This window comes from Microbacterium sp. MAH-37 (assembly GCF_009758255.1).
Lineage (GTDB): Bacteria > Actinomycetota > Actinomycetes > Actinomycetales > Microbacteriaceae > Microbacterium.
Genome location: NZ_WSEN01000008.1, coordinates 1 through 10,956, shown reverse-complemented (window position 1 = coordinate 10,956; position 10,956 = coordinate 1). Strand labels below are relative to the sequence as shown.

At 69.7% G+C, this 10,956-nt stretch carries 10 protein-coding genes; 6 read left to right on the top strand and 4 right to left on the bottom strand.

Annotation, left to right across the window (positions count from 1 at the left end; translation table 11 throughout):
• Positions 1 to 68 precede the first annotated feature (68 nt).
• Positions 69 to 554 (top strand): DUF3817 domain-containing protein, encoded by a 486-nt coding sequence (locus GON06_RS10480; protein ID WP_232528418.1) that lies wholly within the window; start codon positions 69 to 71, stop codon positions 552 to 554.
• The gene (guaA, locus tag GON06_RS10475) at positions 551 to 2,155 is read left to right on the top strand and encodes a glutamine-hydrolyzing GMP synthase (protein ID WP_332837396.1); all 1,605 of its coding nucleotides are present in this window, start codon (positions 551 to 553) and stop codon (positions 2,153 to 2,155) included. Before GON06_RS10480 ends, guaA begins: the two co-directional genes overlap by 4 nt.
• Positions 2,156 to 2,455: 300 nt before the next feature.
• Here the strand turns inward: guaA and GON06_RS10470 are convergent, their stop codons facing one another.
• Together GON06_RS10470 and GON06_RS10465 are read right to left on the bottom strand one after the other, a co-directional pair.
• Positions 2,456 to 3,160, bottom strand: a complete 705-nt coding sequence (locus GON06_RS10470; RefSeq protein ID WP_157312270.1) for an HAD family hydrolase — start codon at positions 3,158 to 3,160, stop codon at positions 2,456 to 2,458.
• 44 nt (positions 3,161 to 3,204) lie between these two features.
• Positions 3,205 to 5,223, bottom strand: coding sequence for a TPM domain-containing protein (locus GON06_RS10465; protein WP_198346676.1), 2,019 nt, complete (start codon positions 5,221 to 5,223; stop codon positions 3,205 to 3,207).
• A 171-nt stretch (positions 5,224 to 5,394) separates the two neighbouring features.
• On the opposite strand from GON06_RS10465, the gene GON06_RS10460 reads away from it, so the two are divergent.
• Entirely contained in the window at positions 5,395 to 6,333 is a 939-nt protein-coding gene (locus GON06_RS10460) for an L-lactate dehydrogenase (protein WP_157312268.1), read from the top strand.
• A 40-nt stretch (positions 6,334 to 6,373) separates the two neighbouring features.
• On the opposite strand, the gene GON06_RS10455 is transcribed toward GON06_RS10460, so the two are convergent.
• Positions 6,374 to 7,045: a DNA alkylation repair protein gene (locus tag GON06_RS10455; RefSeq protein WP_157312267.1), complete on the bottom strand. Its 672-nt coding sequence runs from the start codon at positions 7,043 to 7,045 to the stop codon at positions 6,374 to 6,376.
• 106 nt (positions 7,046 to 7,151) lie between these two features.
• Between GON06_RS10455 and GON06_RS10450 the strand changes: the two genes are divergently transcribed.
• A complete protein-coding gene (locus GON06_RS10450; protein WP_157312266.1) occupies positions 7,152 to 7,577 on the top strand; it encodes a YciI family protein in 426 nt (141 codons plus the stop codon).
• A gap of 97 nt (positions 7,578 to 7,674) precedes the next feature.
• Positions 7,675 to 8,847, top strand: a complete 1,173-nt coding sequence (locus tag GON06_RS10445; protein WP_157312543.1) for an RNA polymerase sigma factor — start codon at positions 7,675 to 7,677, stop codon at positions 8,845 to 8,847.
• A 53-nt stretch (positions 8,848 to 8,900) separates the two neighbouring features.
• On the opposite strand, the gene GON06_RS10440 is transcribed toward GON06_RS10445, so the two are convergent.
• Positions 8,901 to 9,806 (bottom strand): Bax inhibitor-1/YccA family protein, encoded by a 906-nt coding sequence (locus GON06_RS10440; RefSeq protein ID WP_157312265.1) that lies wholly within the window; start codon positions 9,804 to 9,806, stop codon positions 8,901 to 8,903.
• A 98-nt stretch (positions 9,807 to 9,904) separates the two neighbouring features.
• Between GON06_RS10440 and GON06_RS10435 the strand changes: the two genes are divergently transcribed.
• Positions 9,905 to 10,894 carry a glycerophosphodiester phosphodiesterase family protein gene (locus GON06_RS10435; RefSeq protein WP_332837394.1) on the top strand — a complete coding sequence of 330 codons (990 nt, stop codon included), beginning with the start codon at positions 9,905 to 9,907 and terminating at the stop codon, positions 10,892 to 10,894.
• Positions 10,895 to 10,956: the final 62 nt, after the last annotated feature.

Below are 10,956 nucleotides of genomic sequence, written 5' to 3'. Positions count from 1 at the left end.
CGAGCAGGGCCGTCGGGGTGACCCGGCGGCCCTGCTTCGTGCGCTCCGGCCTCGCCTAGAATGGACGTATGCCCGAACCGAAAGTCGCCAGTTTCCCGGCGATCCGCGGTGCACTGAAGTTCTACCAGGTCGCGTCCATCATCACCGGCGTCATGCTGCTGCTGCTGGTCGCCGAGATGGTGCTGAAGTACACGCCGATCCACCTCGAGCTCTTCGCGGGCGGATCAGGCGGGCTGCTGTGGTTCGCTCCCGTGGTGGAGGGACCCGACGGTGGTCTGATCTCCACCGGCGACGGGTTCAACCTCTCGCTCGGCATCCTCGTCGCGCACGGCTGGTTCTACGTCGTCTACCTGTTCGCATGCTTCCGCATGTGGAGCCTGATGCGCTGGCGCTTCCCGCGGTTCATCATGCTCGCCCTCGGCGGCGTCGTGCCGCTGCTCTCGTTCTTCATGGAGACCCGCGTCGCACGCGAAGTGCGGGCCTACCTCGCTACCCGCGAAGAGGCGGATGCTGCCGCATCCGTCCCCGCACCCACCACGGAAGGCACCCGGTGACCGAACAGAACTCCGCCGCCGCATCCAGCCCGGACACCGCGCAGCGGCCGGCGCTCGTCGTCGACTTCGGCGCGCAGTACGCGCAGCTCATCGCCCGTCGCGTCCGTGAGGCCGGCGTCTACAGCGAGATCGTGCCGCACACCGCGACGGCCGCCGAGATCGCCGCGAAGAACCCGGTCGCGATCATCCTCTCCGGCGGCCCGTCGTCGGTCTACGAGGAGGGTGCGCCGCAGCTCGACCCGGCCGTCCTGGAACTCGGCGTGCCGACGCTCGGCATCTGCTACGGCTTCCAGTACATGGCCCGCACCCTCGGCGGCGAGGTCGCGAACACCGGCCTGCGCGAGTATGGCGCGACCGACGCGATGATCCCGGTGAACGACAGCACGCTGCTGGGCGGCGAGCCCACCGAGCAGAACGTGTGGATGAGCCACGGTGACCAGGTGTCCCGTGCCCCAGAGGGCTTCGAGGTCCTGGCAACCACGCCCGCGACCAAGGTCGCCGCCTTCGCGAACGAGGAGCGCCACCTCTACGGTGTGCAGTGGCACCCCGAGGTGCGTCACTCCGACCACGGTCAGGCCGTCATCGAGAACTTCCTTCACAAGGGCGCCGGCCTCGCCGCCGACTGGAACAGCGGCAGCGTCATCGCCGAGCAGATCGAGCGCATCCGCGAGCAGGTCGGCGACGCGCGCGTCATCTCCGCGCTCTCCGGCGGCGTCGACTCGGCGGTCTCCACCGCGCTCGTGCACAAGGCCATCGGCGACCAGCTCACCGCGGTCTTCGTCGACCACGGTCTGCTGCGCAAGGGTGAGCGCGAGCAGGTCGAGCGCGACTACGTGGCATCCACCGGCGTCCGCCTGATCACCGTCGACGCGGCCGACACCTTCCTCGGTCACCTGGCCGGCGTGACCGACCCCGAGACCAAGCGCAAGATCATCGGTCGCGAGTTCATCCGCGCGTTCGAGCAGGTCCAGCGCGACCTCGTCGAAGAGGCCAAGGCGTCGGGCGAGAAGGTCAAGTTCCTCGTGCAGGGCACCCTGTACCCCGACGTCGTCGAGTCCGGCGGCGGCACGGGCACCGCGAACATCAAGTCGCATCACAACGTGGGTGGCCTGCCTGACGACCTCGACTTCGAGCTGATCGAGCCGCTGCGCGCTCTGTTCAAGGACGAGGTCCGCGCGATCGGCCGCGAGCTCGGCATCCCCGAGGCGATCGTCGGCCGCCAGCCGTTCCCCGGCCCGGGCCTCGGCATCCGCATCATCGGCGAGGTCACCCGCGAGCGACTGGACGTGCTGCGCGAGGCCGACGCGATCGCCCGCGAAGAACTCAGCGCCGCCGGCCTCGACCAGGCGATCTGGCAGTGCCCGGTCGTGCTGCTCGCCGACGTGCGCTCGGTGGGCGTGCAGGGTGACGGCCGCACCTACGGCCACCCGATCGTGCTGCGCCCGGTGTCGTCCGAGGACGCCATGACGGCGGACTGGACGCGTCTGCCGTACGACGTGCTCGCGAAGATCTCGAACCGCATCACCAACGAGGTGAGCGAGGTCAACCGGGTCGTGCTCGACGTCACGTCGAAGCCGCCGGCAACGATCGAATGGGAGTGAGTTAGAGGGGGCTTCCGCGCCCCGGGGTCTTTGATTCTGGGGTACGGGCGGAGGGAACGTCGCCTTCGCTCGCAGCCCTTCGACTCGCTCCGCTCGCTCAGGAACCGCGGTTCAAGCCGCTCCGCTTCGCGGGTCCCTCCCCGATGCTCGCTCCGGCGACGATCCCTCCGCCCTCATGCCTTTGGTATGGGGGCGGAAGGCGTTTTGGGAGCAGGGGAACGGCGCGGAGATCTGCGGGATCTCGGAGGGATGGGGCGGATCCGGTCAGGGATCCTGTTGATCTCCGAGGTTGTGCCGACGTCAGAGCGGGGTCGTGACGATGTGGTGGGCGGCCTGGAGGACGGTGAGGCCGCGGGAGTCGGGGTAGATCGCGTCGGCGAGGAGGGCGCGGATGCCGGCACGCTCTGCGCCCTCGACGTCGGCGATCGGGTTGTCGCCGACCATCCAGGTGTCGTCGCCCGCATCCGACACACGCAGCGCGTGTGCGAACAACAACCGATTCGGCTTCTCGATGCCGACCGCCGCGCTCGTGATCGTCAGAGAGATCAGGGGTGAGAGGCCGAGGTCGTCGACGAGCGTCGGCAGACCGGGGCCGTGGTTGCTGAGGATGACGTTGTCGTATCCCGCATCCGACGTCTGCAGCAGAGCGTCCATCGCGCCGTCGACCACCCGCCACGGCTCGATCCGGTAGTACTCGTCGAGCACGCGGACGGATGCCGCGGAGGCGACATCCTCAGGGACGCCCTGCGCGCGCAGCGCGCGGACGAAGACCGGTGCCAGACGTGCGGCCCAGGCGTCAGCCGTCAGCGGGGGAGAGGCCACGACATCTGATTCGTGCCACGGGAATCCGCTCCGCAGATGCGGCCGGACGAGCTCCGGATCGACCGTCGCACCGGCATCCACCGTCCGCAGCGCATCGACGACGGCCGCCGTCCACATGCCCTCGCGGACGGCGAGGGTACCGTCGAAATCCCAGAACACCACTCGCCGATCGCCCGCAGTCACGCGCCCAGCCTACGGTCGCAGCTGCGACGCACCCCGGAGGCTCGCTAGAAGCGGCGACCGCCGGAACGACCCGACGAGCGGCTGCCTCCGGAGGAGCGACTCGAGGAGCGGCTGCTGGAGAAGCCGCGGGAGGATCGGGACGAACCGCCCCAGGACGATCTCGACGAGCCGCCCCAGCCCGAGGACGAGCCGCCACCACCACCGGAACTGCCGAAGGCACCCATGAGTGCGCCGAAGACGCCGCCGCCGAGCACGAACATCACGACGATCCCGGCGTTCCCGTCGGCGAACCCGAGACCGCTGACGAGGCCGATGACGCCGCCGCTGATCGCGCCGACGGCCGCTTTTCCGCCGGTTCCCTCGCTGTCTTCCTCTTCGGTGTACAGCCGCCAGGACGACTCGCGTGCAGCGCTCGACACGGCCGTGTCGTACATGACGGCGCCGTTGTCGGCCGGATGCGACGACGGAGACGACCGGACGAAGCGGCGTCCTTCGGGCGCGGTAGCCGCTCCGACGAGGCCCTGTACCTGCTCGGCCGCGGCGAGGGCGGATGCCGCCTGGCGCTCCGCATCCGCCGGGGCGGGCGCCACGGATGCACGGCTGAGCAGCTGCTGCGCCGAATGCAGACGTGCCAGGGTGAATGCGCTGACGCCGCCGGGCCGCGCCTGCACCGAGGCTTCGGCGGCGCGCACTGCCGCCGCCGCCTGGCTCAGGACCGATCCGGTCGTGCCGGACCCGATTGATGCCGCGTCGCCGCTCCCCACGCCCGCGACTCCCGGAACGACGGCGGTCTCCGCCGCCGTGCTCCGCGTGGCGAGGGCATCCGCCTGGGCCTCGATCGCGGCCCGGAGATCCCTCGCCTCGGCGAGCAGCCGCTCGATCTCGTGCACGGCGTCGGTGATCGCCTTCGGCTTGCGAGCATCCACCGCCTTCTGCAGCGCGTCGAGCTGCGCATCCGCCGCGCGCAGCCGCGCGCCGATCTGATCGGCGTTGTCCACGACCCCGATCAGATCTGCCGGAGCGAAGGCAGCCGCGAGCGACGCGAGACGATCGACGGCCTCGCTCTGCAGCGACTCCGCGTCCGCGCGGGCCGCCCTCAGCCGCGCGAGAGTGTCCGCCGCTCCCTCAGCGAGCGCGCGGAGTGACGCCAGTTCCTGCCGGCGAGCGTCGAGGGCGTCGTCGACCTCTCGGCAGAGCCGGAGGATCGTGTCCGTCCACTCCCTGGTCTCCTGGGTGGTGTCCTCCTCGGCATCCTGCAGCTTCTCCAGCAGGCCGAACGCCTTCTGCAGCCGCGTGCGGCAGTCGGCGAGCAGCGCGGTGAACGAGGCGGTCGTCTCCTCGCCGAACTCCGCGGTCACGAAGCCGAGTTCCTGCTCGCTGGTGCGCACCGCCTCGTCGGCCTGCACCAGACGCCGGGCCGCGGTCTTCTTCTGCCCTTCGAGAGTGCGCAGCTCCGCCGCGAGGGCGGCACGGCGCCGCAGGAACAGCACCAGCCTGGTGACCGCGAAGACGAGAGCGGCGAGTCCGGCGACGCCCAGCAGCCACACCCACCACGGCACGGGCACCTGAGAGAACTCGTCGGCGACGAACGCGATGCCTCCGTCCCAGTCGTCATCGGCGAGGTACCGGGAGCCGAGGTCGTTCTCGATCTCGAGGACTCTGTTCTCGGCGAGCGGTCCGGCATCGACCCCGTCACCGCCGTACTCCGCCGAGATCGCGAGGCTGCGTCCGTCGGTGGCGATCGCGAGCAGGTACTGGTCCGGGGCCAGGTTGTTGCGCAGAGCGGTCGCATCCGCCCAGGCGAGCGCGTTGGACGGGTCCTCGAAGTCCGGGACGAGGACGACGTAGAGCTCGGGAAGTCCGTCGGCGGATGCCAGTTCGCCGAGGCGCTGTTCCAGCCGGGTCTCCTGCGAGTCGCTGAGCACATCGGAGAAGTCGCTGACGTGACCCTGGTCGAGGTCGGGCGGCGTCTGCGCACTCGCGGCGACCGCAGGGCCGCCGACGAGCGCACCGAGCAGCGCAACCGTGCCGATGGCCGCAACGCGACGTAGCCGGTTCCTCATGGTGCCCCTTCCGCTCCACACATGGTCCGGCCCATCATGACACGCGGCGAAGCGGCAGCATCCCGCCGCGGCCTCCCGGCGCCGGGAGGCGGCGAATCGCGACATTCTTCGAGGAATTTTGTGCGGCGCGGTGGGGCGCGGTGGCCATGTGGATTCCGGCAGGATGGAGCCATGGCAGGTGGACGCACGAAACTGACCGTCGTCGGCGCGGGGAGCGTGGGCGTGAGCGTCGCGTATGCGGCGCTGTCGCGTGGCAGCGCTTCGGAGATCGCGCTGTACGACATCGCGACCGAGAAGGTCGAGGCGGAGGTGCTCGACCTCGCCCACGGCACGCAGTTCACTCGTTCGCTCGTCTCCGGCGGATCCGATCCGGCCGTCGTCGCAGGCAGCGATGTGATCGTCGTGACCGCCGGCGCGAAGCAGCAGCCCGGCCAGACCCGGATGGAGCTGGCCGGCACGAACGCCCGCATCTTGGGCAGCCTGATGCCGGTCCTGCTCGAGCAGGCACCCGACGCCGTCTTCGTGATCGTGACAAACCCGGCCGACGTGATGACCGTCGTCGCGCGCGAGATCACCGGCCTCCCGGCATCCCGCGTCTTCGGATCCGGCACGGTGCTCGACACGTCGCGGCTGCGCTGGCGGCTCGCGCAGCGCGCGGGCGTGAGCATCACCAGCGTGCACGCCGACATCGTCGGGGAGCACGGCGACACCGAGTTCCCGCTCTGGTCGAACGCCCGCATCGGACCGGTGCCGATTCTGGAGTGGAACGGCGGCGAGACGTTCACGCAGGCCGGACTCGACGAGATCGCCGTCGACGTGCGGGACGCCGCGTACACGGTCATCCGGGGCAAGGGGGCGACCAACCTCGCGATCGGGCTCAGCGCCGCCCGCATCGCAGAGGCGGTGCTGCACGACGAGCACGCGGTGCTGCCGGTGTCGACCGTGCTCGACGGGGTGCATGGCGTGCACGGCGTCGCGCTGTCCGTCCCGTCGGTGGTCTCCGCCACGGGAGCGGTCCCGCTGACGGAGACACCGATGTCCGCCGACGAGGAGGCCCGCTTCGCGGCATCCGCCGACGCGATCCGCGCGGCACTGGAGATGCTCGGCTGACACGCCCTTCGTCTCGCTCCGCTCGCTCAGGACCCGGGGCTCAGGACGCAGGGGAGAGGTGCTTGAGCGCCTCACGCCGTGACAGCGGCGAGAGGTCTGGATGCTGCGCGACGAAACTCCGCACCCAGTCCGGATCGTGCTTGCCCAGATCCCGCAGCGCCCAGCCGATCGCCTTGCGGATGAAGAACTCCTGGTCGGCGATGTTCGGCTCGATCGCGTCCGTCAGCAGCGCGCGGTCCACCCGATCCCTCCTGCCGAGCTGCGAGATGATCGCGACGCGACGCATCCAGAAGTCCTCGTCGCCCGACCACACCCGCAGCTCGAGTCCCATCTCCACGGGGTGCGTGTCGAGCAGGTCGGCGAGCCGGTGCGCGACCTCGTCGACGTGGTCCCACCACGCCCCGGTGCGCACCATCTCCTCGTGCACGTCCAGCATGTCGAGCCGGCCGTGCAGCGGTGGCAGTGACATGAGGGCCTGCGCCGCGTACCGCTCCTCGCGATGCTCGGCCTCTCGCCACAGTTCCAGGGCGGCGGAGCGCAGCGTGCCGGCATCCTTCTCGTGCCGCGCGACGCCGCGCACGAGTCTGCGCACCTCCGGAACCCGCACGCCGAGGAACGGCATCACGGACTTCATGTACGCCTGCTGTCCCGGCGCGAGCGCCGGGTCCGCGGCATCCCGCAGGGCGTCGCGGACTTCGCCGACAATGCTCATCCGAAGATCCTAGAAAAAGTTCTGCGCCGATGTCGATCGGTGCTCTTCTCGTTCGACGTCCTGAATGAGAGGGTCGAGAGACGGCCCCGAGATCGAGGAGATCATCATGAAGTACATGCTCATCATGCGCGCGGACGACGCAGGCGTCGAGGCATACCAGGACACCCCCTTCGAGCAGGTCATCGAGGCGATGGGGAAGTACAACGAGTCCATGCTCAAGGCCGGCGTGATGATCGGCGGCGAGGGACTGACGGATGCCGAGGAGGGCTTCGTCGTGGACTTCTCCGGCGAGGCTCCGCTGGTCACCGACGGTCCCTACGGTGAGACCAAGGAGCTGTTCAACGGCTTCTGGATCATCGAGGTGTCGACCCGCGAGGAGGCCGCGGAGTGGGCGAAGCGTGCGCCGCTCGGCCCGGGTGCGTACCTCGAGGTGCGCCGCGTCACCGAGCTCTCCGATTTCCCGGAGGACAACGAGTGGATCCAGAAGGAGGCCGGCTGGCGCGAGGAGAACGAGCGCCGTGCCCAGAGCTGAGGATGCCGCGACGGCGCGCTCCCGCGAATCCGCGGAGCGCGCCGTCGCCGCGGTCTGGCGCATCGAGTCGGCGAAGATCGTCGCCACGCTCACCCGGATGACGGGCGACTTCGCGTTCGCCGAGGACCTCGCCCAGGACGCCCTGGCCGAGGCGCTGGAGAGCTGGCCGGATGCCGGTGTCCCGAGCAACCCGGCGGCCTGGCTGACCACCGTGGCCAAGCGCCGCGCGATCGACGGCTGGCGGCGCAGGGAGCGCTACGACGAGCGGCTCGCGGCGATCGCGCACGACCTGGAGCGGGAGCAGCAGGAGCAGTCCGCGCAGGGCGTGCCGTGGGATCCGGATGCGATCGACGACGACGTGCTCCGGCTGATCTTCGTCGCCTGCCATCCGGTGCTCTCGCGCGAGGCGCGCGTCGCCCTGACGCTGCGTGTGGTCGGCGGTCTGTCCAGCGAGGAGATCGCCCGGGCCTTCCTGGTGCCGGTGGCAACCGTGCAGCAGCGCATCGTGCGCGCGAAGAAGACCCTGGGGGCGGCGAACGTGCCGTTCGAGGTGCCGCCGCGCGAGGAGTACGCCGAGCGCCTGGGGGCGATTCTCGGCGTGCTCTACCTGATCTTCAACGAGGGGCATGCGGCCAGCGCCGGCGAGGATTGGATGCGCCCCGACCTGGCGCGCGAGGCCGTGCGGCTCGGCCGCGTGCTGGCGGAGATCGCACCCCGTGAGCCGGAGGTGCACGGACTCGTCGCACTCATGGAGCTCACTGCGGCGCGCTTCCCCGCTCGCGTGGACCCGAATGGCGACCCGATCCTGCTCGCCGACCAGGACCGCCGACGCTGGGACCGTGGGGCGATCACGCGCGGACGCGCGGCGCTGGCCCGCACCGACGCACTCGGCCGTGGCCGGGGACCTTACGCTCTGCAGGCCGCGATCGCCGAATGCCACGCCGTCGCGGCATCCGTCGACGAGACCGACTGGGAGCGCATCGTGCTGCTCTACGAGGCTCTCGGGCGCATCGCGCCCTCGCCGGTGGTGGAGCTGAACAGGGCCGCCGCAGTGGCGATGGCGACCGGACCCGCGAACGCCCTGCGCATCATAGACAGGCTCGCGGAGGAGGGATCGCTGCGCGGCTATCACCTGCTGCCCGCCACTCGGGCGGAGCTGCTGCTGCGGCTGGGCCGCACCGAGGAGGCACGCAGCGAGTTCGCCGTCGCCGCCCGGCTGGCCGGCAACGACCGCGAGCGCGCCCTCCTCGAGGCGAAGGCGCGCGGCTGAGGATGTGAAAAGGGCCGCTCTCCGAGGAGAGCGGCCCTTTTCACGACGTCAGGTCAGTTGTTGCCGCGCAGGATGGCGATCATGCGCAGGATCTCGACGTACAGCCACACGACGGTGACCATGATGCCGAAGCCGCCGAGCCAGCCGTACTTGCGGGGAGCGCCGTTGCGCACGCCCTGCTGGATCTGGTCGAAGTCCATCACCAGCGAGTAGGCGGCCATGAAGACGACGAGGATGCCGATGATCAGACCGAGCGGGATGCCCGCGATCTTCATGCTGTAGATGCCGAAGGCGCCGGCCGCCATCGGAACATTCGTCCACATGAGGATGAGGTTCACGACGGAGAAGACCAGGTAGCCGATCATGGCGATCATGACGATCTTGGTCATCTTCGCGGAAGCGCGGATCTTGCCGCTGGCGAACAGTGCCAGAGTCACGCCGACCACGGAGAACGTGGCGAGGGATGCCTGGATGACGATGCCCGGCCACAGCGTCTCGAAGAACGCCGAGATGGCACCGACGAAGAGGCCCTCGAACGCGGCGTAGCCGAAGATCAGCCCCGGGCGGACCTTCTTGCGTGAGGTGAAGGTCACGACCATGGCGAGCACGAAGCCGCCCAGCGCGCCGACCATCCAGGGGATGAGCGTGACATCACCGGTGATCGGGTTCATGCTGGACATCGTCCAGACCCAGCCGACCGCCGCAGTGGCCAGCAGGATCGCGAACAGGCCGACCGTCTTCCAGACCGTGTCCTCGACCGTCATCCGGTCGGTCTCGATGGCACCGGCCGACGGCGCGGCGTACATGCCCTCGAGGTTCGCGTTGACGGCGGCGGCCTGGGCCGCGGTCGGCGCGGGCGGCGGCGCGTAGGTGCCCTGCGGCGCGCCGGGGTACGTGGCGGCCTTGCGCGGGTCCTGCTGCTGGAACGCCGGGTTGTTGAACGCGAAGTTGCTGCTCATGCTGTGGATCACTCCAAAGGGATCGGTCCCGGGGGATCGGTCGATGTCAGACAAGTCTACGGAGAATCCCTATGAAAGGGGTGCTTTACGCTGAAAGCGTGGTCAGGAGATCTCCGCTCGTCATCGGGCACCGCGGTGCGCCCGGCTACCGGCCCGAGCACAGTCGCTCCTCGTACGAGCTCGCGTTGGCGATGGGCGTCGACGCCGTCGAACCAGACATCGTCGCGACACGGGACGGCGTGCTGGTCGTACGGCATGAGAACGACATCTCCGGCACGACGGACGTCGCCGAGCATCCGGAGTTCGCGAACCGCCGCACCACGAAGAAGGTGGACGGGGAGGCGCTCACCGGCTGGTTCACCGAGGACTTCACCTGGGACGAGCTGAGCACGCTGCGCACCCGTGAGCGGCTGCCGAAGCTGCGGCCCTCGAGTGCCAGTTTCGACGACACGCAGCCGATCCTGCGGCTGACCGACCTGCTCGACCTCGTGCGGGAGGGATCGATCGAGCACGGCCGTGAGATCGGCGTCGTGCTGGAGATCAAGCACGCCACGTATTTCGAGGGCATCGGTCTCGACCTCGTTCCGCTGATCGTGCGTGATCTGCGCGCCGCCGGCTGGGCGGACGGCGAACTGCCGCTGATCGTCGAATCGTTCGAGCGGACCGTTCTGCAGCGGCTGCGCGAGCAGGGCGTCGCCGCCTCGTACATCTACCTGATCGAGGCGAGCGGCAAGCCGTTCGACCAGGTCGCCGCGCGAGGGCGCGCGGCGCAGACCTATCGTTCCGAGGTCGAGCCCGAGGGCCTCCACCGCCTGGTCGGCGTCGTCGACGGCATCAGCGTGAACAAGCGGATGCTGCTGGAGCGCGGCAGCACGATCGTGACGGATGCGCACGCCAGGGGGCTGCGCGTGTTCACGTGGACCTGCCGTCCCGAGAACAGGTTTCTCGACGCCGCCTACCGCGGTCCGGGCGGCAAGGCGGCGTTCGGCGAGTACGAGGCCGAGTGGGACGCGATCGCCCGCACCGGCGTGGACGGCGTGTTCGTCGACCACCCCGATCTCGGGGTCGCGTTCTTCCGCGCGGGCTAGGTGTTCTTCCCCGACACGTTGTGAACGTCTGAGGTGAGCGAAGACCTCCGGGACGATGTGGG

What these genes read in the sequence shown, in the direction of transcription:
- GON06_RS10480 (WP_232528418.1), top strand. Translation starts at nt 69, where the DNA reads ATGCCCGAACCGAAAGTCGCCAGTTTCCCGGCGATCCGCGGTGCACTG.
- GON06_RS10465 (WP_198346676.1), bottom strand. Translation starts at nt 5,223, where the DNA reads ATGAGGAACCGGCTACGTCGCGTTGCGGCCATCGGCACGGTTGCGCTG.
- GON06_RS10460 (WP_157312268.1), top strand. Translation starts at nt 5,395, where the DNA reads ATGGCAGGTGGACGCACGAAACTGACCGTCGTCGGCGCGGGGAGCGTG.
- GON06_RS10455 (WP_157312267.1), bottom strand. Translation starts at nt 7,045, where the DNA reads ATGAGCATTGTCGGCGAAGTCCGCGACGCCCTGCGGGATGCCGCGGAC.
- GON06_RS10450 (WP_157312266.1), top strand. Translation starts at nt 7,152, where the DNA reads ATGAAGTACATGCTCATCATGCGCGCGGACGACGCAGGCGTCGAGGCA.
- GON06_RS10445 (WP_157312543.1), top strand. Translation starts at nt 7,675, where the DNA reads ATGACGGGCGACTTCGCGTTCGCCGAGGACCTCGCCCAGGACGCCCTG.
- GON06_RS10440 (WP_157312265.1), bottom strand. Translation starts at nt 9,806, where the DNA reads ATGAGCAGCAACTTCGCGTTCAACAACCCGGCGTTCCAGCAGCAGGAC.